Origin of the sequence: Mycobacterium sp. 29Ha (genome assembly GCF_032883055.1) — a bacterium.
In the GTDB taxonomy this organism is placed as follows: Bacteria; Actinomycetota; Actinomycetes; order Mycobacteriales; family Mycobacteriaceae; genus Mycobacterium; species Mycobacterium gallinarum.
In genome coordinates, this window is sequence record NZ_JAMQTI010000008.1 from 180,426 (window position 1) to 204,691 (window position 24,266).

Consider the following 24,266-nt stretch of genomic DNA (forward strand, 5'->3'; position numbering starts at 1 on the left):
AAGGGAGTAGTGCCAATGACCGACACTCAGGCCGAAGCTCAGCGCCGCGCTGAAGTGGACCTGGACCACCACTCGCCCGAGTTCCGCGAAGACCCCTACGGCACGTTCCGCGAGATGCGCGAATCAGGTTGTCCGGTAGCACATTCAGATCATTACGAGGGTTTCTGGGCGCTCGTCGACTACGCATCGGTGTTCGAGGCCGCCCGCGACGACGACCTGTTCAACTCGTTCCCGTCGGTCGGCGTGCCCGCCAGCGAGCTGCCGCTACCGATTCTGCCGATCGAGTCGGATCCGCCGGAAACCCAGGAGTTGCGCGAGGTCACCCTGAAGCGGTTCTCACCGGGCTCGGCGGAGCGATTCCGAGACGCCGCCATCGAGATGACCAACGAGGCCATCGACGAGTTCATCGAGCGGGGCGAATGTGACCTCGTTGGCGAGTTGACCACGCCGCTGCCGGCCCGGTTGATCTTGCGGTTGATGAAGTTCGACGAGTCGCGGCATATGGATTGGGTGCACTGGGTGCACAGCACCGTGCACGATCGCGCTCACGACCCTGAGAAGGCCGGTATCGCCGGCATGGAGATGTTCGGCGAGATCGTCAAGCACATGGAGGAGCGCCGGGCCGAGGGCCTTGGCGACGATTTGTTCAGCGACATCCTTCGCGGGACGCTGAACGACAAGCCTCTCGACGACGGCCAGATCACCATGTACACGGTCCTGATGATGCTCGGCGGCATGGATACCACCAGCGGGTTCACCGCCAATGTGCTGGTGCGACTGTGCCGCGATCCCGAACTGCGCCAACAGTTCATCGACGATCCGAGTCTGGTCAAGAAGGGCACCGACGAGCTACTGCGGCTATACACCCCGACCCTGGGCCTGGCCAGGACCGTATCCCGAGACGCCGAATTTCACGGACAACCCCTGTGCAAGGGCGACCGGGCGATTTTGATGTGGGCGGCGGCCAACCGCGACCCGGCGATGTTCGAGGATCCCGACACGTTGGACCTGTCGCGTGCGAATGCCAAGAAGCAGATGGCATTTGGGGTCGGGATGCACCGCTGCCTCGGATCCCACTACGCCAAGATGATGTTCGACGTCATGGTGACGCAGGTGCTCAAGCGCCTGCCAGACTTCCAGCTCGCGGACGAGCCAGAGTTGTTCGAGGACGCGGGCGAGGTGTACGCCGTGCGGAAATTGCCGGTGACATTCACCCCCGGTCCCCGCTTGGGCTGACCGATGGCATCGATTGCCGTCGGTGATGTCGAAATCGAGTACACGGATGCGGGTTCGGGGCCGACGGTAGTGTTCGTCCACGGCGCCTACGTCACCGGGCGGCTGTGGCAGGACGTCGTGGACCGCTTGTCCGACAGCCATCGGTGCATCGCGCCGACCTTGCCGTTCGGGGCGCAGGCCGAACCGGTCGGCGCGCACGTCGATCTCGGAGTCGTCGCATCGGGGCAGCGCATCCTCGGCCTCCTCGAGGCGCTTGATCTGACGGACGTCAGTCTGGTGGCCAACGACACCGGCGGTGGGATCGTGCTCGCCTCGCTGGGTAACGCGACGCTGAATTGGGACCGGGTGTCGAAGCTGGTGTTCACCAACTCCGATAGCTTCGAACACTTCCCGCCGAGTGCCTTCGCGCCGATCGTGCGGTTGTGCGGGCTGAATCAGACCTTGGGCTCGATCGTGCTGAAGGGGTTGACGACCGCGCCCGGGCTGAAGGTGTTCACGTCGGCGGTGACCCGCCACGGCGTCGACGCCGCGCGCCGGCCCCAGATCTTTGGCGGATTCCTGACTTCGTCCGCGGTGCGCCGGGAGGCGGCGAGGTTCACCGCGGACCTCAGGCCCAGCTACACCATGGCGGCGGTAGACGCGCTGAGACGGTGGGATCGACCTGTGCTGATGGCGTGGGGAACCGGCGACAAGATGTTTCCCGTCTCGCATGCGCAACGGCTGGCCGAGACTTTCCCCAACGCCGTCGTGCGTGCCATCGAGGACAGCTCGACCTACGTGATGCTCGATCAGCCGGAACAGACCGCCATTGCCATACGTGAATTTGTCTAAGCGCCACGCCGCTTCGGTATTGCCCGGCCCCGACTGCAACGCGGAGTCGGCTGCGAACCGTGCATTCGACGGCCTTATTCGATGTCCGGAACCGCGGGCAAAATGGTTAAATGTTTAGAGCTTACGAAACGTCCGGAGGAGGTCGCGCAGGTGACGGCTGACACCGTCGTCGGGCTGCTTGAGGCGTCCGCCGCGAACCACCCGGACCGGCCTCTGCTGCGCGACTGTGCCGGCGCCACCCTGACAGTCGCCGAGGTCGCCACCCTGTCGGGCGCAGGCACCCGGTGGCTGTGGGAGGCAGGCATCCGGCCGGGCATGACCGTCGCGTGGCAGCTGCCCTCACACAGTGCGGCGGCCCTGCTCATGCTGGCCCTGGCCCGCAGCGCCGTCACCCAGGCTCCGGTGCTGCACATCTACCGGCAGCGCGAAGTCCGCGCGGCACTCGATGTGGCCCGCGCGGACATCCTGATCGTCGACGAGTCGACAGCCGTCAACGCGCCACCCGAGGGAACATGCGTCGTCACGCTGCCGAGAGACTTCGTCGCGCAGCTGCAAGCCTTGCCCGCCGGTAAGCATCCTGAGCTCGACCAACACCGCGCACCCGAGGACGCCCGTTGGATCTACTTCACCTCGGGGACCACCGGCCGCCCCAAGGGCGTGCGGCACTCGGATGCCACCCTGCTGGCGGCCGGGCGCGGATACGCCCAATACCTCGGCCTGGGTGAGCACTCGGACGAGGTCGGCACGATCGCGTTTCCCATCGCGCACATCGGCGGGATGGTCTATCTGATCAGTGCGCTGGCCGCAGACTTCCCGGTGCTCATGGTCCCCAAGGTCGACGCCGAAACTCTGCCGCGACTGCTTACCGAACATCGCGTGACGGTCACCGGCGCAAGCACCGCCTTCTATCAGATGCTGCTCTCGGCACAGCTTGCGAGCGGAAGCCGCGAGCCGATCATTCCTTCGCTCCGCATGTTGATCGGTGGCGGCGCAGCCTGCCCGCCGGAGTTGCACAAGCAGGTGCGCGAGCAGATGGGCGTCCCAATCGTGCATGCCTACGGCATGACGGAGGCGGCCATGGTGTGTGTCAGCCCGGCCACCGACACCGAGGAGCAACAGAGCTACAGCTGCGGTCGACCGATTCCGGGGTCCGAGGTCCGCATCAGCGCCACCTCGGAGATCGAGGTGCGGGGGGCCAACCTGACCCCGGGCTATGTGGACGACAGTCAATGGCGGCAGGCGCTGACGCGCGACGGCTGGTTCCGTACCGGCGACAGCGGCTATCTGCGTCCCGACGGCCGCATCGTGGTCACCGGCCGGACCAAAGACCTGATCATCCGTAAGGGCGAGAACATCGCACCCGACGAGATCGAGAACGAACTGCTCGCGCATCCCCTCGTCGACGAGGTCGCGGTGCTGGGAAAGCCCGACGAGCTGCGCGGCGAGATGGTGTGCGCGGTGGTGCGGCGATCTTCGCGTCACCGCGACGTCACGCTCGACGAGCTGTGCGCATTTCTCGACGAGCGAGGGCTGATGAAACAGAAGTGGCCGGAGCACTTGCTCTTTGTCGATGAATTCCCGCTGACTGGTCTGGGTAAAGTCGCGAAAGCCGAATTGGCGCAACTTGTTTCAGGAGGAAGCCAATGACGGCGTTGTCTCTCGCCGAACGCAACGAGCTCGCAAAATCTGTGCGCGCGGCGTGCGAGAAGTTCGCGTCCGAAGAGCGCGTACGTTCGGTGGCCTACGACCATCCCGACGAACCGCTCCGCGGCTTCGACGCCGAGCTTTGGCGGGTGCTCTGCGAGCAGGTCGGTGTCGCGGCAATCGCGGCGCCGGAGGGCTTGGGCGGAGCGGGCTTCGGAGCCGCCGCGTTGGGCGTGGTCGCGCACGAACTGGGTCGCGTTCTGGCGCCGGTGCCGTTCGTGGCATCCGCGGTGCTCGCTACCGGTCTCCTGCTCGACATGCCGGCGCCGGATCCCGATGCGGCGACACGATTGTCTGGCTTGTTCGACGGTCGACGCACCGCCGCGGCAGCGATCACCGGTGACGGCGGACTCTGGCGTCGCACCGCGGTGGCGCTCACCGCCACCCGGGGCCAAGATGTCTGGACCGTCGAAGGTGAGGCGCGCCACGTGCTCAATGGTGCGGCCGCCGATGACTTGGTCGTGGTCGCGACCTCGGCGCGCGAGCCGGCAGTGTTTCTGGTGGACCCCACCGTCGACGGAGTGGTTGTCGAAACCGAGCGGGTGCTGGACGGCACCCGGCCGATGGCGACCATCACCTTCACGGGTGCGCCTGCGATACAACTGTCGGGCGAAGGACCTGTCGACGACATCATCGAGCGCAACGTCGACCTGGCGTTGGCGGTGCTATCGGCCGAGCAGGTCGGTGCCTGCGAGCGGGTCCTGGAGATCGCCTGCGAATACGCCCGCACGCGTGAGCAATTCGACCGTCCCATCGGCAGCTTCCAGTCCATCAAGCACAAGTGCGCCGACATGCTCGTCGACCTCGAGTGGGCACGTTCGGCGTCGTCGGGGGCACTGGAGGCGGTTGACGGTGATGCGGGCGACGCGGCGGGCGAATCGGATTGGCGCGCCAGCATGGCCAAGGCGGTGTGCTCGGAGGCACTGCGTGATGCAGCCCAGGCCAACGTGCAGATTCACGGCGGTATCGGGTTCACGTGGGAGGACTCGGCGCATCTCTATCTGCGGCGCGCCCGCACCGACGAGGTGTTGTTCGGCGGGCCCGGACAGCATTGGGACCGGCTCGCCGAGCGGAAGAAACTGCTGTGAGCACCGCTTCGCCGACAGCGCTGACGGTGGTTGCCGGGCACCGACCCGGTGGCTAGAGTTACAGCTAAATAACTAAATGTTTTTATGTTTTACTGATGACCATCAGTTCACACGAGGAGGCACCCATGCCGCTGCAGCCCTGGATGGAATTGATTTCTGTCGACGATCATCTGATCGAACACCCGAAGGTATGGAGCGACCGGCTGCCCAAGAAGTACCTCGAGGCCGGTCCGAAGATCATCGAGTGGGAGCGTCCCGACAACGGCCAGATGTGCCAGGTCTGGGAGTACGAAGGCCGTATCTATCCGTACATCGGACTGAACGCCGTGGCGGGCAAGAAGCCCGAGGAGTACGGCATCGAGCCGGTCCGTTATGACGACATGATCCCGGGGTGCTACGACCCGAAAGCCCGCGTCGCCGATATGGATATCGACGGCGTGCAGGCGATGACGTGCTTCCCGTCGTTCCCGCGCTTCGCAGGCGCCGTCTTCGCCGAGGGTGAGGACAAGGAACTTGCGAGGTTGTGTTCGGCAGCCTGGAATGACTTCCACCTCGACGAGTGGGCCGCGACCGCGCCGGACCGCTTCGTTCCGGTGGCGATGCTGCCGTTCTGGGATATCGATGCCAGCGTCAAGGAGATCCACCGCGTGGCGGCCAAGGGCGCCAAGTGCATTACCTTCCCGGACCTACCCGACCGGCTGGGACTGCCATCGGTGCACTCGGACCACTGGGATCCACTGCTGTCCGCCATGGAGGAAACCGACCTGGTACTGGCCCAGCACTTCGGCTCGGGGGGCTTCCCGCCGCCGATCGCTCCCGACGCGCCGTTCGCGGTGTTCATCACGCTGATGGGAACGATGTCGATGACGGCGATGACAGACTGGCTGTTCTCCAACACGTTGTATCGCCACCCGAAGCTGAAGATCGGCTTGTCCGAGGGCGGCATCGGCTGGATTCCTTACATCCTGGAGCGCTGCGACAGCGTGTGGCGAAAGCACCGGTTCTACAACAACATCAACCAGGATCATCCGCCGAGCTACCTGTTCAAGAAGCACATCCACGGCTGTTTCATCGAGGACGACTTCGGTGTCGAGATGCGGCACATGATCGGCATCGACAAGATCACGTGGGAGTGCGATTACCCGCACTCGGACTCGTTCTGGCCGCAGAGCCGAGAGCGCGCTGCGCAGGCATTGGAGAAAGTGCCCGACGATGAGGTCCATCGCATCGTCGAGCTGAATGCGCGCGAGTTCTATAACTTCCCGCGTGCGGCGTAACGCGTCATGGACGACGACCTGGAAAAGATTGAGCAGCTTCCGGTTTCGGATTGGACCGATCAGGATCTGTTGACCAAGGACGAGGCGCGTGAGCGCCTCGTCGACGAAATCGGTCGCACCCGGGCCAGGCTCGACGAAGTAACGGCAAGAAACGCCGACGATCCGGAGGTCACGCTGCTGCAGCGGCGGCTCAATGCGATGGAGTCCGTTCGCGACGAATACACCGACTACCTCGGCGGGAAGTGACGTGTCGGGAGCCGCTGTGAGCACCGAAGACGTTGCCGCTCTTCGCTCTCAGATTCACTCGTTCCTGGAGAGCGCTCCCAAGCCGGCCGGTCTGCGCAACTATGGACCGACGCCGACCGCCGACGACGTCGGACCCGGCCGGGCCTGGCACAAACACCTGGCCAAGCACGGATACGTCTGTCTGCACTGGCCCGTCGAATTCGGCGGTGCCGACGCATCGGTCGCCTTTCAGGCGATCTTCGCTGAGGAGTGTGCACGCGCCGGGGTTCCGCGCCAGCTCGGCATCACCGCCATCGACCTGGTCGGACCGGTCCTGATCAAGTTCGGCACCGACGAGCAGAGGGCACGCTACCTGGAACCCATCCGACTCGGCGACGACATTTGGACTCAGTTGTTCTCCGAGCCTGGTGCGGGCTCCGACCTTGCCAGCGTCCGCACCAAGGCGGAGAAGACGCCGGCCGGGTGGCGGATCAACGGCCAGAAGGTCTGGAGTTCGGCCGCCAAGTCCGCGAAATATGGTCTGTTGCTGGCCCGTACGGGGCCCGACAAGCACCGCGGGCTTTCGATGTTCGTCGTTCCGATGGATGCCCCCGGCATCAGCGTGCGGCCGCTCATGCAGATGGATGGGGAGAGCAAGTTCAACGAGGTGTTCTTCGACGGCGCCGAGGTGGGCGACGACGCGTTGATCGGCGAGGTCGGCCAGGGCTGGGCAATCGCGATCATGACGCTCGGGCGTGAACGGCTGACCTTGGGTTCGCAGGCCGTCGCGATGTTTCGGCTTCACGAACGGATGGTCGACGCAGCGAGGGACCACGACCTGCTGGATCCCACGCTGGCCCGGTCGATGACCAAGCTGTGGGCGCGAATGTGGTTGCTGCGATACACCTGGCAGCGGGCCATCGACGCGGGCGACACATCCTCGGCGGCGTTTTCAGTGCTCAAGCTGATGACTTCGGAGACCGACCGCGATTTGGGCGACCTGGCCACCGAGGTGCTCGGCACCGATGCCTGTGCCGATCCCGCGGAAAACGACCTCGTGCAGCACATGCTGGTCGGTCGGGCCCAGACCATCCTCGGCGGCACCAGCGAGATCCAGCGCAACATTCTGGGTGAGCGAGTGCTGGGACTCCCCAAAGAGCCTCGTTGACAACGGACCTCGTCGGCTCGCCGCTCGCGGCCGACTTGCGTGCCAACTTGCGTTCAGGCGCCACCGTCGCACTCGGCGACGGTGTCGGCGCGTTGCGCTATCTCGAAGACGGCACATCGGTTGGGGCTGTGGTCTCGGCCGTCGCCCGCCAGGTCGGCTCAGTTCGGCTGATACTGGGATGGACACCGGCACCACTCGAAGGCATTGAAGCCGACGCGTTCGCGGAGATCGTCGCGTTGATGCCGGGGTGGGGTCTGCGTTCCGTATTGGGCTACCCGACAGCACGTTTCGTGCCCACCCGGCTCAGCGGAATACCTGCGCTGTTGACCGGGGTGCTGCGGCCCGACGTGCTTGTCACCCGCGTGGCCGAACGGGGCGGCCAATTGCATTTCGGCACCGAGGTGTCCTGGCAGCGGGGACTCGTGGACGTCGGTGTGCCGATGCTCGCGATCGTCGACGACGCCGCGCCGTGCGCTGACGCGGGTCCTCCGCTGGACCCCGCGATCGTCCACGTGTCCGGCCGTAGCAGCGAGGGCCCGGCGGGCATGCCGCAGAAAAACCCGGAACCCGTGCACGACGCACTCGCCGACGCGGTGTTGCGGTTCGTGCCCGAGGGCGCGCGGCTGCAATATGGGCCTGGTCAACTCGGAACCGCCCTGCTGCGTCGGACGCCGGTTCCGCTACGCATCGACACCGGCCTGCTCACCGACGCGGTGATCGACATGGACAAGCGCGGCATGCTCATTGAAACACCCTCGGCCACTTACTTGTTCGGTACTGAGGAGCTGTACAGCTGGGCGGACGGTAAACCGATTCTGCGCGGAATCGACTACACGCACGACCTCACTCGGCTGTCCAGTGGGGAGCCCTTCATCGCCGTCAACACCGCGATCGAGATCGACTCATACGGTCAGGTCAACGTCGAGGGTCGCGGCGAGAAAATCGTTGGCGGCATCGGCGGGCATCCCGACTACTGCGCGGCTGCCGCGATGAGCCACCGCGGGCTGTCGATCATCGCGGTGCCGTCGACGGTCAATGGGCACTCGCCGCTGGTTGATCGGTTGAGTCGTCCCGCGTCCACCCCCGCCCACGACGTCGACCTGATCGTCACCGAGTCCGGCCATGCCGACCTGCGCGGCGCGGACTGGTCGCAACGACAACGGCTCATCACCACGCTGTTCGAATAAGGAGCGCTGTGAAAAAGTTTGAGAGTGCACCACTTTCCGGACGTGTCGTCCTCGTCACCGGCGGGGGACGAGGGATCGGGCGCGGCCACTGCCTTGCGCTAGCCGCTCAGGGCGCGTCGGTCGTCGTCAACGATCCCGGCGTCAGCCGCGACGGCACGGCCGGTGACGGGGCCGGACCCGCTGCGGCCGTGGTCGCCGAGATCGAGGCCGCGGGCGGCAAGGCCGTCGCCCACACCGGATCGGTCTCCTCGTGGGATGACGTCGCCGACATGGTCACCACGGCTGTGTCGACGTTCGGAACGCTGACCGGTGTGGTGAACAACGCGGGCATTCTGCGCGACTCGATGGTCGCGACCTCGACCGAAGCCGATTGGGACGCTGTGATCGCGGTCCACCTGAAAGGTACCTTCGCCGTATCCAGGCATGCGTGCGAATACTGGCGGGCGCAGTCCAAGGCGGGCAATCAGATCGACGCCCGCATCGTCAACACGGTGTCCGGCGCCGGGCTCTGGGGCAATGTCGGGCAGAGTGCGTACGGCGCGGCGAAGGCCGCGATCGCAAATCTGACTGTCGTCACCGCCATGGAGGCGGCGCGATACGGCGTCGCGGTCAACGCGATCTCACCGCTGGCGATGTCGCGGATGACCGAAACAGTCTTCGGCGACCGAGCCGACGACCCCGCGCTCGATCCGGCCCGCAGTTCCAACCTAGTCGCGTGGCTGCAGTCCCCGGAGTCGGCATGGCTGACCGGTCAGATCCTGCGGATCGACGGCGGCACGCTCAGCCGGATCGAGGGCTATTCCGAGGCGCCGGGTCGTTACCATGCCAAAGACGATGCGGCGCTGCAATTTTCCGAGATCGGCCAAGCGGTGAGCTGGCTGTATGGCACATCACCGCGTGGCCTCGCCGGCCCGCTACCTGCCTAATAGGAACCGAAACATCGGATCACTTCATCGAGCCTCGGGTTACCGCGGTGCCCCGAGGCGCCGGGATCGTCAGCACCGATGTCCAACCCGGTTCGGCGGCAACCAGTTGTGGTATGAAGTTGACACCACGTGCCGCATTCAACGCGGTGGACGGGTCGGTCTCAGCGTCTCCGTCAAGGCTTAAGGACAGCTGACACTCGATCGATGGGGTGCCTTCGATATTGATCCGCCAGTTCGGATCATCGGTGTCTTGCCTCCAGTCGGGCCCCAGTCCCAGCGCTGCGGTCTGCTCGTTGATGACTTCGAGGAACGGATGGCCGTCGACGGCGTAGCTGCTGAACGTCCACCGAATGCCGGCCACCGCACCCGCCGACACGTTCAAGCCACTGGCCTGCAGCACCAGGTCTGAGTTTGCGAGCGCGTGTTCCTTTTCGGTTATCACGGTGTCCCCGTATTCGATTCCCAAGCCCGCCGCAACGAGGCGCGCCGAATCCCGCTGCGCCCGCAGCCAGACGTCGTCAACCATGGTGGATTGTCGCGCCTGCTCGATCGAAGTTCCGATCGATAGATACATGGAAAGCTGTTGAGCCGACGGATAATCCGCCACATGATTAAGCTGGGTGGCACGGATCTTCTTGACCCGCCCGCTGTACCCGCTGAGAAACAATGGCAGCACGTCGCTGATCAACCCGGGAATGTTGCCTCCACTGGCCAAGCTGCTCCGCCCTTCCCGACACGCGGCCATCAGCAGCTTGTCTTCGGCGAGCGGAACTTCGAAGATGGCCGTCCCCGTGTAGACGTTCGACCCGGCGCGGAGAAACGCCGCGACGATGTCGGGCTCCCATGCCGCTCCGTGCCAGAGCACGCAGTCCGCGCGCATCGCCACCAGCTCGTCGACGTCCCGGGTGGCAGTGATTCCCACCGCGGGCCTGCCGACCAAATCACCGACGTCTCGGCCGACCTTGTCCGAGCTGTGCACCAGCACCCCGACCAGTTGATAGTCGGGGTGATCCAAGAGAAGGCGAACTGCCTGGGAGCCAACGCCTCCCGTGTAACAAACCAGGACTCGCAAGCTGTCAACTCCTAGCGGCTGAAGTACTTCAGCGGGCGTTCGACGAATTCGAACACCACGCCGTCCGGCGATCGCAGAAACGCGATAAACAGGCCTTCGATCTTGGTGCCGGGCAATGGGCACCACACCGGATCACCGCATCGTTCAACGAAATCCGGTACGGATGCCAGTGCCTCCTCGACACTCTCCACCCGTAGCGCGCATCGATATAATCCCTGCCGATTTCCACCCCAGGGAACCGGCGAGTTCGCGGTGTCGGGGTGTTGGACAACCGTCAAGCGGAACTGGTCGCCGTCCTCGGCCAAGCCGTAGTGCGCTACTGTGCAGTCCGCGGAATCGGAACCGCCGGCGGGCGATAATCGCTGGGCTTCGACCGACATCGGCTTGGGCGCATCCATTTCCGTGAAGCCGATCGCGGTGAGAAATTTTCCGGTGGCGACCGCATCGATCGCGGCGATCCTGATACCTGAGAACAGAGCACCGACCACGTTGCCGTCGTCGGCACCCTCGGCAAGCTCGATCACAACACCGTCGGGATCGGTCACCAACACCGACTTCGCACCGCTGATCAGACCTTCGACCGGAGTGCCGACCTGCATGCCGGCGACCCCCAAGGCCGCTGCCGTGCTTTCGAGGTCGCGCACAGTCAGCATCGCCGAGCGTATGCCGGGTCGCACCGGGTCGGTGCTGATGTCGCGCTTCAGCGCTGGTGAGCGGTACTCGATGGCCTCCAGCGCGCAGCCGCCCCTACCACCCCGTGAGTCGTAGAGAAACGATGTCTCACAGAAGGTTTCCCCGTCGAGTCCGAGAATGCTGCCATCGGTAGCCACATTGGCATCCGTCCGCATTCGCGCGGTAAGCCCGAGCTGACGCCCGTAGAGGTCTTCGGTCGCATCAAGGGAGTCGCAGTTCAGATTGACGTGCAAGAAGCGTCTGGCGAGTGCCATCAATGGGAACGTGTCCCGAACTGGATGTCATCGATCCGCCCGAACGGTGTGAAACCTGGCCTGCCGCACCAGGATGGACGTGCTTGATGACCCGGTGCAGGCCTCGCCCAGTCGACCCAAGGACCCCAGTCGGCCCGACTCAATTTGTCTTCGATAGTTTGCGGAAACGCCTGCTCCGCCTCTCGATAGCGACGGGCGAATTCCTTCATCTCACCCATGAGCCAAATGTCCTCTTCTCGGCTCCAACGGCCATCGCCGGCGTAGTCGACGATCTGAAACGACGGGAACTCGAACGCAGGCGCGCCGGGCTCGGGGTTGTCGGCCCGGTTGAGGCATTCGTAGACCACTCTGTCGCCGTCGATTACGTACCACTTCAAAACGGTGTAGACCATTGGGGATGCACCCATCGTGCCCTCGAGATAGGGCGCGATCTCGTCGGGCCCGACAAACGTGCCGTAATAGTGGTCGAAGTACGTCGCATCATCCGTGAAGAGGTTGGCCCAGCCGACCCAATCCTCCATCACAGGACCGGTCATGTAGTAGTGCCGGAATTCTCGTTCGATCTCAGCGCGATCCGCCATCGACGGCCTTGTCGAACCCACTACAGCACGACCGAGTTGATTTTGAACTCGATGATCTCGTCCTCGTTGTAACCCAATTCGGCCAACAGGGCGTCCGTGTGTTCTCCGTGGCCCGGCGCGCAACTCAGGTCAAGCGGCGTTTCGTCGAACTGCACGGGGCTGGCCGCCAGCGCGAACTCGTTGTTGTTCGCGTCGGTTACCCGCGGCAGGTAACCGTTCTTGATCGCCTGCGGATCAGCGTGTACTTCGTGGGCTGTGCGCATGATGTCCCACACCCCGTCGAAGCCGGAAAACGCCTTCTCCCAGTGGGAAAGATCCTCGGCGGCAAAGGCGCTACGAATTTGCGCAATGCAGTCCTTTCGGTTCTCGAAGCGCACCATGGCGTTCGCGAATCGCTCGTCGTCGATCAGGTCCGTCCGCCCCAGGCGGGTGCAGAAGTCCGCCCAGAACCGGTCGGCCTGCAACAGCACGAACGCGATGAACCGGTTGTCGCGGGTCTTGTAGATGCTCGCCACGGGGTTGGGCATCTCGTCGAGGTTGAACTTCGGGATGTCCTGCCCTGTCACGCCCGATCCGACGATGTCGGGGCCCAGTTGCCAGATCGCCGCATTGAGCAGCGAGACGTCCACCACTGACGGCTCACCGGTGCGCTCTCGCTTCACCAGCGCTGCGGCGATGCCTCCAGCGATGGCCAGCCCTCCGTAGGAGTCGCCGAATGCCGGCCGCTGTATCGGCGGATACGAGCCGTCGCCTGCGGCATACCCCTCGCCGATCCCACCCCGGGCCCAATACGCCGCGAGGTCGAAGCCGCCCTGCGATGCCAAGTCACCCTTGGTGCCGTAGCCGTGTCCACGGGCGTAGATGATTTTCGGATTGCGCGCACGCACCTGCTCGACGTCGATTCCCATCCGCTGCCGCGAGTCGGGCAGCAGGTTGGTCACGAACACATCGGCGGTTTCCAGAAGCTTCATCAACAGCTCCAACCCCTCGGGGGTGGAGGTGTCCAAACCAATGCTGCGTTTGCCGCGGTTGGGTTGCTCGATGAAGTGGTTCACTCCCCCTGCGGCGGTGACGATCCCGGAGCTGATCAGGCCGCGTTGCGGATCGCCCGTCTCCGGATGCTCGATCTTGATGACGTCGGCGCCCCAGTCGGCCAGCACCGCCCCCGCCGCCGGCACGAATGTCCACGCGGCCAGTTCAACCACTCGAATGCCGTTGAGGATGTCGCTCACTTCGCCGACTCGATCGGGTAGGCAATCACCTTGGTCTGCAAGTGCTGCTCGAAACCCTCGATGCCGTTCTGCCTGCCGATGCCGCTCATCTTGTAGCCACCGAACGGTGCATCGGCACCGTAGAAGATCGCGCTGTTGACACACACCGATCCGGTGCGTATGCGCCGTCCGACCGCCATCGCCCGTTCGGTGGACCCCAACACCGTGCCGGCCAAGCCGTAAATCGAGTTGTTGGCCATCTCGACCGCGCCGTCATCGCCTCCGTCATAGGGCGTGATCGTGATGACCGGACCGAAGATCTCCTCTTGGAAGACCCGGTGGTCGGGTGTCACATCCGCCAGGACCGTCGGCGCAACGAAATACCCGCGGTCCAATCCATCGGGCTTCCCGCCGCCGACCGTGACCCGGGCGCCCTGCTCCTTGGCCACCTCGATGTACCCCAGCACGCGGTCGCGCTGCTTGGCCGAGACGAGTGGGCCACAGAAGTTTGCAGGATCGGACGGATCGCCGACGGTGACAGAGGCGAACGTTGCTGTGGCCAGCTCGACGGCCTCCTCATAGCGGTTGCGGGGCACCAACATTCGCGTCGTCAACGCGCAGCCCTGACCGGAATGCATCAGCGCGCCGATGCAGCCCGGAACGGTCGTCGCCAGATCGGCGTCCTCGAGCAGCAGGTACACCGACTTGCCGCCCAACTCCATCAGGTTGCGCTTCATTGTCTTGGCGGATAATCGGCCGATCAGTTCGCCCACCGCGGTCGAGCCGGTGAAGGAGATCATGTCCACGCGAGGATCGGTGACCAACCGCTGAGCTACGTCGTTGTCGGACGCCGTGACGATGTTCACCACACCCGCCGGGATGTCGGTCTTCTCGGCGATGATCCGGCCCCAGCGCAGTGCACTCCACGGCGTCTCGATCGCGGGCTTGAGCACCATCGTGTTGCCCGTGGCCAGGACCTGACCGACCTTGTTGCTGATGATTTCGACCGGGAAGTTCCAGGGCGTGATCGCCCCGACCACGCCCATTGGCTCCTTCACCACCACGCGGTTGTAGGGTTCGCCCATCTTGGCGTCCACGGCGAGCTGACGTTCCCACGTGAACTCCGAGATGTGCTGCGCGGGCCAGCGAACCGCGTCGGCGAGTGGCCAGTCCAGCTGGGCGATGTAGGTCATGCCCAGCGGAGCGCCTGCCTCGGCGACCAGCTCCGCGCGCGCCTCCTCCTTCTCCTCCTGCAGCGCCTCGTGAAGCTGCATGAGGCAGCGCTGTCGAAACTCGTGGTTGGTCGACCAGTCCGTGGTGTCGAACGCGCGGCGCGCAGCGGCGATGGCCTCGTCCATGTCATCGGAACCCGCGTCGGTGCACACCCCGAGCACTTCCTCGGTGGCTGGGTTGATGTTGTCGGCGGTTTTACCCGTCGACGACTCACGCAACCTGCCGTCGATGTAGAGGCGGGATTCGGGGTTGAACGAAACGGTGGTTGTGGCGACCGGTGATGCCGTCATTGGCGCTCCCTATGGCGAAGTTGGGGTCGTGCGTTAGTGTACCTGGTATAGATAATTGTTTAGCGGATTCGCCCCTTCGGAGCCAACCCCGCGAAAGCATGAAGGGAGTAGCGGTGTCGTCTCCTGTCAGCGGTGACCGCCGCGACGATTACGTCACGCAGGTCGCGTTGTACCGTCAGGATCTCCGCGAGTACCTCAGCACGTTGGACTGCGCCGAGGAATGGCGCGAGGCGGCGAGTATGACTGCCGAGCAGGGCCTGGAGCACGACGCCTCTGTGATGGCCCGACTTCATGCTGACGGGTGGAATCGGTACGGGTGGCCAGAGGACGCCGGCGGTTTCGGCGGCAATGAGGTGCACAGGGCCGTCTACTTCGAGGAGCTCGGCCACGCCATGCTGCCCATCCCCGCCCAGGCGTGGACGCTGGAAGTGATGGGCCCGGCCGTGCTCAAGTTCGCGCCGGAGCTGGCCGCACGGTACCTGCCCGGCTACCTCGCTGGGTCGGAATGGTGGGGGCAGGGGTTCTCCGAGCCCGAGTCCGGCAGCGATCTGGCGTCACTGCGTACCCGGGCAGCCGACGATGGGGCCGGCGGCTTCATCGTCAATGGCCAGAAGATATGGACCAGCCAGGGCGGTACCGCCAAGCGGGTCTGTGTGCTCGTGCGTACCGGTTCCCCGGAAAGCCGCCACCGTGGGTTGACCATGTTGTTGATCGACACCGACACCCCCGGCCTGACCATCCGGCCGATCGCACTGGCCAGCGGCCGACGCGAACTTGCCGAGATGTATTTCGACGACGTGCGCGTGCCCCGTGAGCGGCTGGTCGGCGACGTGGACCAAGGCTGGGCCGTGACGATGTTCCTGATGCAGTACGAGCGGGGCATGTACGGCTATGCGGTGTTGAACAAGGTGCTCACCGAGCTAGGACGCCTACGGGAGTACATGGTCACCAGCGCCGCGAATGCCTCGCTGCGTGAGCGATTCGCCCGCGTGTACGTGGACGTGATCGCCGCACAGGCCCGCGCCGCGACAACGGTGCGCAAACTCGCGGCCGGCGAACCGGTCGGTCCCGAAAGCAGTATCGACAAGCTACTGTGCGCCGGCGCCGAAAGGGAGGTCAACGACCTCGTCCTGGACGTCGCACGTAACTACATGGTGGCGGGCGGCCCGCCGGGTGTCCATCGCGAGGCCGAACTCGACACGGCACGCGCGGAATGGTGGTACTCACGCGCCGCAACGATCATGGGCGGTACTGCAGAAGTGCAACGCGGAATCATCGCCGACCATCTCCTCGGGCTGCCGAAGGAGAGGCGCGCATCGTGACCACGCGCACGCACGGAACAAATCCCGAAGACGAAGCATGGCCCATGATCGAAGAGGCGGTGTTCCGACTCTTCGAAGACCTCGCCGCGAAGCAGGAACACGTCGTCATCGGTCCGCGGCTCGATGAGCTGGGTTGGGCAGAGATCGAGTCCGAGTACCCGGTCGAGGCATGCGCGCTGCTGTTCCGTGCCCAGGGTCGATCACTGGCCCTCACCGACGCGCTGGATCGGGTCATGCTCGCCGAGCTGATGCCGTTACTCGACGCACCAGTCGACGCCATCGTGCTGCCAGGCCTGACCCGCGGCCATGCGCCGAGCTCGACCGAGGATCAGGTGAAAGGCATTGTGCTCGGCCCGCTTCGCGGCCGCGTCGTGGTGCCGGTCTCGCGCGCGATGGGCACCGTATCGATTGCCGTCATCGATGCCGACCGACTGCACGGCCAACAAATGGACACCTTCGATCCTTCTGTCGTATGGACCCGAGTAGAAGGCTCGACCGGGGACGTACTGATTGACGCGTCGACCGAATGGGGACGCGCGATCGCGGCGGCGCATCGCTCGATAGCCACCGAATTGATCGGTCTCGCCGACCGGGCATTGCGAATCGCGGTCGAGCACATCAGCGTACGAGTCCAGTTCGGCTCCCCGATCGGGTCGCTGCAGTCACCTCGCCACTCCCTTGCCGACGCTGCAGCCAAGCTGGAGGGGGCGCGCGCACTGCTCAGCGAATCGTGGCGCTACGGCGGGGTCTTGTCCGCACAGACCGCGAAAGTGGCTGCGGGCCGGGCCCATCGCGGGGTCAGCGATGCGGTGCTTCAGGTGTGCGGGGCGATCGGGCTCACCGCCGAACATGACTTGCACCGGTACGTGGCGCGCGGGTTTCAGATCGATGCGCTGTGCGGTTCGTATCAACAGCTCGAATCGCTGCTCGCCGAGCGCTTGTTCGACATCTACACGCCGGGTCGCGCGCTACCCGCGATTGTCAGTTGGGATTAGGGGAACGTATGCGGCGCAACATTTTCGACGAAGTACACGAGGATTTCCGCGCGACCGCGCGCGCCTTCTTCGAGCGTGAATGCGTACCGAACGCCGAAAAGTGGGAACGTGACGGCAAGGTCAGCCGCGAGGCGTGGCTGGCGGCGGGTGAGCACGGCCTGATCGGTTGGGAGTTCGACGAGAAATACGGCGGCCTCGGCGTGAAGGACTTCCGATTCAACCAGATCATCTCCGAAGAGATGTTCATGACCGGATCGGTCGGCATCGGTCTCGGCGTGCAGAACGACATTCTGATGCCGTATATGAACAACCTCACCACCGAGGAACAGAAGGAACGCTGGCTGCCCAAATTCGTCTCCGGTGAGTACATCGGCTCGATTGCGATGTCTGAGCCTGCCGCAGGCTCCGACCTGGCAGGCATCAAGACCACCGCCCGCGACGAGGGCGACCACTGGGTGGTGAACGGGCAGAAGACGTTCATCAGCAATGGACTGCTCTCCAAACTGGTGCTCACCGCCGTCAAAACCGATCCATCGGCGCGACACAAGGGCATCAGCCTGCTGATGATCGAAGACGGTATGGAAGGCTTCACGCGCGGACGCAAGCTCGACAAGATCGGTCAATACTCCGCCGACACCGCCGAGTTGTTCTTCGAGGATGTCCGGGTCCCCAAGGAGAATCTCGTCGGCGAGCTCAATCGCGGCTTCTACCACCTGGTCTCGAACCTGCCGAGCGAGCGCGTGGGTGTCGCCTGCTACGCGCTGCCGGCGGCGCGGCGAGCGCTGGACCTGACGAAGGCCTACGCACTCGAGCGCACGGCTTTCGGGCAGCCGATCGGTACGTTCCAGGTCAACCGGCACTTCCTGGCCGAGATGCAGACCAAGCTCGACGCCGCACAGACGTATCTCGACCAGTGCGTGCTCTCCGTCAACGACGGCACCCTGTCGGATCAGGACGCCGCCGGATTGAAGTGGTGGACCTCGGAAGTGCAGTGGGAGATCCTCGACCGTTGTCTACAGCTGCACGGCGGCTACGGCTACATCAACGAGTACGAGGTCGCCAGGTTGTGGCGCGATTCGCGGGTTCAGCGGCTGTACGCAGGCACCACGGAAATCATGAAGGACCTGATGGGCCGGGCGATGGGCTATTAGTCATGAGGTTGGTCACGCACCGGCCGCGGATGCCCGGTTGGTCCCGATAATTCAGTTAACCTGCCAAAATAGTTAGTTGATTCAGTACTTAGTCGGGGAGGTCGATATGGAGGTCACCAGCCTTCGGGAGCCGAAGATGGCCGATCGGGTGGCCACCGTGCTGCGCCGGATGTTCATCCGCGGCGAGATCACCGAGGGCACCATGCTGCCGCCGGAGTCGGAGCTCATGGAGCGGTTCGGGGTGTCCCGGCCGACCCTGCGCGAGGCGTTCCGGGTGCTGGAATCCGAGTCGCTCATCGAGGTGCAGCGCGGAGTGCGCGGCGGCGCCCGCGTCACCCGACCGCAACGCCAGACGCTGGCTCGCTACGCCGGGCTCATTCTCGAGTACGAAGGCGTGACGCTCAAGGATGTCTACGACGCCAGGGTCACCCTGGAGACTCCGATGGTTGTCCAGCTCGCGAAGGACCGGAACCCGGCTGTGATCGCCGAGCTCGAGCAGATTGTTGAGCGGGAATCCGAGCTGCAGCCGGGCGGAGATACAGTTGATCAGTTGACGGATTTCCATGCCGCGATCGCGCGTCTGTCGGGCAACAGGACTCTGCAGATTGTCAGCGACATGCTCCACCACATCATCGAGAAGGGCAATCGTTCTCTGCAGCCGACCGAAGGCACCCGCGCGGCGCAGGCGGTGAATCGCTCGGTCAAGACCCATCGCATGGTCTTGGACATGATCAAGGCAGGCGACGCCGAGCAGGCTGGCGAGCTGTGGAAGAAACATCTGCAGAAGGCCGAGGCGTTTGTGCTGTCGGGAGCCGAAATGTCAACGGTCGTAGACCTTCTCGAATGACCGGTGTCGACGAGCGCGAAGTCCGGTACGACATCGAGACACCAGCCGCGATACAGGTTCGGTTCGGAATCGAGTTTCTTGCGGCGAGCCTTCGCGACGCGACAGTTGTGATGTCGATGCCGGTGTCGGGTTTGCGCAATCCGTTCACCGGCGCTCCCGCCGTCGGGCCGCTGGCCATCCTCGTCGACGCGGCAGCCGGCATGGTCAATCACTATCGTCGATGTATCGACCGGTGGACGGTCTCGAGTGAACTCGCGTTGGAAGTCAGTTCCAACGCCGCCGACGCGATGCGCGACGACGCTCCGCCCGTCGTGGCCAGCGCCCACGCGGTGGGTTCCGCCGGGAGTACGCCTCTGTCGATTTGCACGCTCACGTGCGGTGGCGCCGTAATCGGCACCGGCACAGTGCGTTCCGCTTTCATTCCCGCCGATGGCGTCGCAGTCAAGCAACCGCCGCTGACCCTGGTTGGCGAGACACCCACCCTCGAGGATCTCATGGCAGTCCGAGTGCAAGACAGCGAGGACGACTCAAGGGTGCTGTATCAGCGTCGAGATCCCGATCTCAACAACGACATTGGCATCGTGCACGGCGGGATGGCCTCCGCGGGACTGGAACTGGCGGCTTCGGCGGCGATCAACGGCGATCAATCCGCCGGCCTATTCCACACAGCCTCACTGCGAGTGAACTTCGTGCGCCCGTTTTACGCGGGCAGCACCTCGCGCTATGTCGGGACGCCGGTTCGCGTCGGGCGCACCACCGGGATTGCCGACGCGCAGGCCATCGGCGACGACGGCAAGGTCGCGCTCGCCGCAAGGATTACGTCGTACCGCTGACTATCGCGTGACATAGAAGGAAATTCGAATGAGACGAGCCGTCGTCCTCGGCAGCGTCCTCGGCGCGGTAGCGACCGTCAACGGGTATCGGCCGCTGTCGAGACGAGCGATACCCTCGGTGTTCGCGTTCATGTCCGGCCTGTTCGTATCCGAGCTTCCACTCCAGGTCGTGACGGCTCAGGTCGTCCCGCTCATCGCGACGACGCGCCGCCTCGGGTCGCGCACCCGAACACTCGTGTGGTTGTCGGCCGCCGGTTCCTGGCTGGGTCTGCTGGGACTGCACCGGATCGGCCAGTCGGCCGACACACCTTTGACTACTGCACTGGACGAACAACTCGGGCGCGATCGCCGCAAGCAGTCGGCGGGACTGTGGAGCGGGCGGCCGCCGGGCAGCGGCACGGCGAAGTCACCTGGGCTGCTTCGAATGATGCGGGTGTATCGCGACTATGCCCATGACTCGGACATCAGCTACGGCGCCCACGGGCGCAAGAATGAGCTCGATATTTGGCGCAGGCCCGATCTGGCACGTGACGCCCGTGCCCCGGTGCTGTTGCAGATTCCCGGCGGTGCATGGGCGACGGGCAACAAGCGCGGGCAGGCACATCCGCTGATGAGCCACCTCACCGAGTTGGGCTGGGTATGCGCGTCCATCAACTATCGGCTCAGTCCACGAAGCACCTGGCCGGATCAGATCGTCGACGTCAAGGCGGCGATCACCTGGGTCAAGAAACACATCGCCGAGTACGGCGGTGATCCCAACTTCATCGCGATCACCGGCGGTTCGGCGGGCGGCCACCTCTCCTCGCTGGCAGCGTTGACCGCGAACGACCCGGCGTTTCAGCCCGGCTTCGAGGACGCCGACACCGACGTGCAGGCCGCGGTTCCGTTCTACGGCGTGTACGACTTCACGCGTACCGACGATTCGCTGAACCCTGCCATGGTGCCTTTCTTGGAGAGACTGGTGATCAAGCAGACCCGCGCCGAAGCGCCCCATGCGTTTGAGGCGGCGTCGTCGATAACCTATGCGCACCCCGGGGCTCCCCCGTTCTTCGTGCTTCACGGCAGCAACGACTCCTTCATTCCTGTCGCACAGGCTCGAAGCTTCGTTGCGCGCCTCCGTGAGGTCAGTGAACAGCCGGTGGTATACGCCGAAATGCCCTACGCACAGCATGCATTCGACACCTTCGGTTCCGCCCGCGCCGCACATGCCGCCGTTGCGGTGGAACAGTTCCTCGCCGAAATCTATACGAAGTACCGAGCAGCCGAGCGGGCACTCGTCCGTAAGGGAGTACAACATGCAGATTCGTGAGTGGGTTTCGTCGGTGAAACCGGCGGTCATCTTGCACCCGTCGGGCACCGAGGTGAGCTTCGCCGAGTTGGAGGCCAGGGCGAACCGACTTGCACACTATTTGCGCAGTGCCGGCCTTCGCGAAGGTGACACCATCGCGGTGCTGATGGAAAACAACGAACACATCCACGCCGTGATGTGGGCGGCCCGGCGCAGCGGCCTCTACTACGCCCTGATCAACACCCACCTCACGCCCGCCGAAGCGGCCTACATCGTCGACAACAGCGGAGCGAAGGCGATCATCGGTTCGCGTCAGTTGCGCAGAGTCTGTGAAGGAATCGCCGAGCACCTACACGGCGGTCCGCCCGATCTGCTGTTGATTGCAGACGACGACCTCGATGGTTGGTTGCGCTATCCGGAATGCGTAGCCGACCAACCGGATACCCCGATCGTCGGCGAGAGCGAAGGCGACCTGCTGCAGTACTCGTCGGGAACCACCGGGCGCCCCAAGGGCATTCGGCGTCCCCTGGCCCACCTGTCACCGGCAGAAGCGCCGAACATGTTGGCACCGCTGCTGATGGCCGTGGGATTGTCGGGGGACGCGGTGTACCTGAGTCCCGCTCCGCTGTACCACACCGCACCGTCGTTCTGGTCGTTGTCGGTGCAGGCATTGGGGGGCACGACGGTGGTGATGGAGAAGTTCGACGCCGAGTCGGCGTTGGCCGCCATCGAGCGCTACCGGATCACCCACGGACAGTTCGTGCCGGCGATGTTCGTCCGGATGCTCAAATTGCCTCAGCACGTTCGAGATTCATACGACGTGTCAAGCCTGCAGCGTGTCGTGCACGCAGCAGCACCATGCCCGGTGGAGATCAAGAGGCAGATGATCGACTGGTGGGGGCCGATCGTCGACGAGTATTACGCGTCCTCCGAAGCGGTCGGCGCGTCGTTCATCCGGGCGGAAGACTGGCTGGCGCATCCGGGGTCAGTCGGCAAGCCGCTGGTCGGAATCCCCCACATCCTCGGCGACGACGGCATCGAGCTGCCGCCCGGCGAACCGGGCACCATTTACTACGAGGGCGGGCATCCGTTCGAATACCTGAAGGACGAAGCGAAGACGGCCGAGGCCCGCGATGCCCACGGGTGGGTCACCGTCGGAGACATCGGCTATCTGGACGACGACGGCTACCTCTTCCTGACCGATCGGCGCCATCACATGATCATTTCCGGTGGGGTCAACATCTACCCGCAGGAGGCCGAGGATCTGCTCATCACCCATCCGAAGGTGATGGACGCCGCGGTCTTCGACATTCCGGACGAGTCGATGGGGCAGAGTGTCAAGGCAGTTGTGCAGACCATCGACCCCGCTGATGCCACCGACGAATCTGCCGAAGAGCTGTTGGCCTGGCTGCGGGAACGCTTGGCACACTTCAAATGTCCACGGACCATCTCTTTCGAGTCGCAGCTGCCGCGCACCGATGCGGGCACGCTGTACAAGCAGGAACTGGTCGCGAAGTACTCGCGGGGTGATTCAACGGGTCCCGAAAGTTGAGGCCGTGGCGCAGCCGCTGCGACGCCACCGGTGACGACTATGTCGTGGCGGGGACGATGAGGTCGTTCAGGGCGACACGCTCGTCGACTGTCCACGGTCGCGCTCCGGAACGGTCCTCGCGCAGCACGACCTGAACGGTGCGCACCGTGGCGCACTTGTGGCCGGCCGCGGTGACGGCGTGCACCGTGGTGAATGACGACGTGCCGAAGGATTCGACTGCGCAGGTCACCTCTACAGAATCCGACAAAAGGACGGGGCGGTGATAGTCGATTTCGTTGTGGACCACGACAACCCGATCCCACGCACTGGGAAGCGCCTGCGGGAGGAGTCGGGCACGTGCCTCCTCCGCGTAAACCAGGTACACGCTGTTGTTGACGTGGCCGGCAGGGTCGAGGTCGGTCCAGCGGGGCTCGACGCGCAGCACTGCGGACATGTCAGCCCCGTGTCTCCGCTACTTCTTGGACCGGGCGCGGAATGCGGCCACCCGCTCCTTGAACTCAGGCGTCGAGAACGATGTCAGCTCCTCGGCAAGCGCGTATTCGAGGACACCCTGCGCGGCGCGGGCGAGGTGCATGTTGAGCGCCACCTTCGACGACCGAAGCGCCTGGGGCGGCAGGGCGGCGAATCGCTCACCGAGCGCCAGTGCCTCGTCCAGCACGGCATCGTCGCTGACCACTTTGGTGACCAAGTTCAGCTTCTCCGCGATCTCGGCGGTGATCCGATCGCCAAGCAGCACATATTCTTTGGCCTTCATCATGCCGATCAGCAGAGGCAGCATCGCAGCACCGCCGTCACCGGCGGTCAGGCCCACCGCGACATGCGGATCGGCCAGGTAGCTGCTCTCCCCCATCACCAGCAGATCACTCAACAGGGCGATAGAGCATCCAAGTCCAACGGCGGGACCGTTGACAGCGGACACCAGCGGCTTCGGGAAGTTGATCACCTCGAGGAAGACCGTTCGGGCCTCGTGGATCTGGAACGTGCGAGCGACCTCGTCCTCGATCAGGCGGCCGAACATGACCATGTCACCACCGGCCGAAAACGCCTTGCCCACACCGGTGGTCACCACGGCCTTCACGTCGTCATCGGCGTCGAGCACCTTCCAGATGGTGGCGAAGGCGTGATGCACCTCCTCGGTGACGGCGTTGAGCGCCTCAGGGCGGTTGATGCTCACGACGTGGACGTTGCCGCGCTTCTCCACGAGCAGCCACGGCGCAAACTGCTCGTAGCCGGCAAGAGTGGCCGGGTCGAGCGGAGCGAGGGGGGAGGAATCTACGTCGGAAGTCGTCATGTGTTGTCCCG

23 protein-coding genes are annotated in these 24,266 nt (G+C 64.5%); 16 read left to right on the forward strand and 7 right to left on the reverse strand.

The genetic code is table 11. The features are described 5' to 3' along the window. Window positions 1-15 precede the first annotated feature (15 nt). The 9 genes from M1248_RS12940 to M1248_RS12980 all read left to right on the forward strand — a co-directional run bounded on the left by M1248_RS12940 (window position 16) and on the right by M1248_RS12980 (window position 9,642). The gene (locus M1248_RS12940; protein ID WP_317148599.1) at window positions 16-1,236 is read left to right on the forward strand and encodes a cytochrome P450; all 1,221 of its coding nucleotides are present in this window, start codon (window positions 16-18) and stop codon (window positions 1,234-1,236) included. 3 nt (window positions 1,237-1,239) lie between these two features. Beyond that, on the forward strand, window positions 1,240-2,067 hold the full coding sequence (locus M1248_RS12945; protein WP_317148600.1) for an alpha/beta hydrolase: 828 nt from the start codon (window positions 1,240-1,242) through the stop codon (window positions 2,065-2,067). Between the two features lie 150 nt (window positions 2,068-2,217). Further along, a complete protein-coding gene (locus M1248_RS12950; protein WP_317148601.1) occupies window positions 2,218-3,714 on the forward strand; it encodes a class I adenylate-forming enzyme family protein in 1,497 nt (498 codons plus the stop codon). Then, window positions 3,711-4,859, forward strand: coding sequence for an acyl-CoA dehydrogenase (locus M1248_RS12955; protein WP_317148602.1), 1,149 nt, complete (start codon window positions 3,711-3,713; stop codon window positions 4,857-4,859). Before M1248_RS12950 ends, M1248_RS12955 begins: the two co-directional genes overlap by 4 nt. Before the next feature lie 125 nt (window positions 4,860-4,984). Further along, window positions 4,985-6,136: an amidohydrolase family protein gene (locus M1248_RS12960; RefSeq protein WP_317148667.1), complete on the forward strand. Its 1,152-nt coding sequence runs from the start codon at window positions 4,985-4,987 to the stop codon at window positions 6,134-6,136. 6 nt (window positions 6,137-6,142) lie between these two features. After that, window positions 6,143-6,382 carry a hypothetical protein gene (locus M1248_RS12965; RefSeq protein ID WP_317148603.1) on the forward strand — a complete coding sequence of 80 codons (240 nt, stop codon included), beginning with the start codon at window positions 6,143-6,145 and terminating at the stop codon, window positions 6,380-6,382. Window positions 6,383-6,398: 16 nt separating this feature from the next. Further along, entirely contained in the window at window positions 6,399-7,529 is a 1,131-nt protein-coding gene (locus tag M1248_RS12970) for an acyl-CoA dehydrogenase family protein (protein ID WP_317148604.1), read from the forward strand. Further along, entirely contained in the window at window positions 7,526-8,716 is a 1,191-nt protein-coding gene (locus tag M1248_RS12975; RefSeq protein ID WP_317148605.1) for an acetyl-CoA hydrolase/transferase C-terminal domain-containing protein, read from the forward strand. The genes M1248_RS12970 and M1248_RS12975 overlap by 4 nt, the downstream gene beginning before the upstream one ends. 8 nt (window positions 8,717-8,724) lie before the next feature. Next, window positions 8,725-9,642, forward strand: coding sequence for an SDR family NAD(P)-dependent oxidoreductase (locus M1248_RS12980; RefSeq protein ID WP_317148606.1), 918 nt, complete (start codon window positions 8,725-8,727; stop codon window positions 9,640-9,642). Window positions 9,643-9,661: 19 nt separating this feature from the next. Here M1248_RS12980 and M1248_RS12985 read toward each other — a convergent pair whose 3' ends face one another. The 5 genes from M1248_RS12985 to M1248_RS13005 are packed head-to-tail and all read right to left on the reverse strand — an operon-like array spanning window position 9,662 to window position 14,976. After that, window positions 9,662-10,714 carry a dihydrodipicolinate reductase gene (locus M1248_RS12985; RefSeq protein WP_317148607.1) on the reverse strand — a complete coding sequence of 351 codons (1,053 nt, stop codon included), beginning with the start codon at window positions 10,712-10,714 and terminating at the stop codon, window positions 9,662-9,664. An 11-nt stretch (window positions 10,715-10,725) separates the two neighbouring features. Further along, window positions 10,726-11,661 (reverse strand): VOC family protein, encoded by a 936-nt coding sequence (locus tag M1248_RS12990; RefSeq protein WP_317148608.1) that lies wholly within the window; start codon window positions 11,659-11,661, stop codon window positions 10,726-10,728. Further along, window positions 11,661-12,242: a nuclear transport factor 2 family protein gene (locus M1248_RS12995; protein WP_317148609.1), complete on the reverse strand. Its 582-nt coding sequence runs from the start codon at window positions 12,240-12,242 to the stop codon at window positions 11,661-11,663. Before M1248_RS12995 ends, M1248_RS12990 begins: the two co-directional genes overlap by 1 nt. A 20-nt stretch (window positions 12,243-12,262) precedes the next feature. Continuing rightward, window positions 12,263-13,474 carry a CoA transferase gene (locus M1248_RS13000; RefSeq protein WP_317148610.1) on the reverse strand — a complete coding sequence of 404 codons (1,212 nt, stop codon included), beginning with the start codon at window positions 13,472-13,474 and terminating at the stop codon, window positions 12,263-12,265. After that, window positions 13,471-14,976: an aldehyde dehydrogenase family protein gene (locus tag M1248_RS13005; RefSeq protein WP_317148611.1), complete on the reverse strand. Its 1,506-nt coding sequence runs from the start codon at window positions 14,974-14,976 to the stop codon at window positions 13,471-13,473. Before M1248_RS13005 ends, M1248_RS13000 begins: the two co-directional genes overlap by 4 nt. A 98-nt stretch (window positions 14,977-15,074) precedes the next feature. Between M1248_RS13005 and M1248_RS13010 the strand changes: the two genes are divergently transcribed. From M1248_RS13010 to fadD4, 7 genes are all read left to right on the forward strand, one after another. After that, on the forward strand, window positions 15,075-16,298 hold the full coding sequence (locus M1248_RS13010) for an acyl-CoA dehydrogenase family protein (protein ID WP_410506658.1): 1,224 nt from the start codon (window positions 15,075-15,077) through the stop codon (window positions 16,296-16,298). Window positions 16,299-16,342: 44 nt separating this feature from the next. Beyond that, window positions 16,343-17,293, forward strand: coding sequence for an acyl-CoA dehydrogenase family protein (locus tag M1248_RS13015; RefSeq protein WP_317148668.1), 951 nt, complete (start codon window positions 16,343-16,345; stop codon window positions 17,291-17,293). Between the two features lie 8 nt (window positions 17,294-17,301). Then, window positions 17,302-18,444: an acyl-CoA dehydrogenase family protein gene (locus tag M1248_RS13020; protein WP_317148613.1), complete on the forward strand. Its 1,143-nt coding sequence runs from the start codon at window positions 17,302-17,304 to the stop codon at window positions 18,442-18,444. 106 nt (window positions 18,445-18,550) lie between these two features. Further along, window positions 18,551-19,291: a FadR/GntR family transcriptional regulator gene (locus tag M1248_RS13025; protein WP_317148614.1), complete on the forward strand. Its 741-nt coding sequence runs from the start codon at window positions 18,551-18,553 to the stop codon at window positions 19,289-19,291. Further along, window positions 19,288-20,124 (forward strand): PaaI family thioesterase, encoded by an 837-nt coding sequence (locus M1248_RS13030; protein ID WP_317148615.1) that lies wholly within the window; start codon window positions 19,288-19,290, stop codon window positions 20,122-20,124. Before M1248_RS13025 ends, M1248_RS13030 begins: the two co-directional genes overlap by 4 nt. 28 nt (window positions 20,125-20,152) lie before the next feature. Then, window positions 20,153-21,433, forward strand: a complete 1,281-nt coding sequence (locus M1248_RS13035) for an alpha/beta hydrolase (RefSeq protein WP_317148616.1) — start codon at window positions 20,153-20,155, stop codon at window positions 21,431-21,433. Beyond that, window positions 21,420-22,964, forward strand: coding sequence for a fatty-acid--CoA ligase FadD4 (gene fadD4, locus M1248_RS13040; protein ID WP_317148617.1), 1,545 nt, complete (start codon window positions 21,420-21,422; stop codon window positions 22,962-22,964). The genes M1248_RS13035 and fadD4 overlap by 14 nt, the downstream gene beginning before the upstream one ends. Window positions 22,965-23,001: 37 nt before the next feature. Here the strand turns inward: fadD4 and M1248_RS13045 are convergent, their stop codons facing one another. Both M1248_RS13045 and M1248_RS13050 read right to left on the reverse strand, forming a co-directional pair. Beyond that, window positions 23,002-23,397 (reverse strand): thioesterase family protein, encoded by a 396-nt coding sequence (locus M1248_RS13045; RefSeq protein ID WP_317148618.1) that lies wholly within the window; start codon window positions 23,395-23,397, stop codon window positions 23,002-23,004. An 18-nt stretch (window positions 23,398-23,415) separates the two neighbouring features. Next, on the reverse strand, window positions 23,416-24,255 hold the full coding sequence (locus M1248_RS13050; protein WP_317148619.1) for an enoyl-CoA hydratase/isomerase family protein: 840 nt from the start codon (window positions 24,253-24,255) through the stop codon (window positions 23,416-23,418). Between the last annotated feature and the right edge of the window lie 11 nt (window positions 24,256-24,266).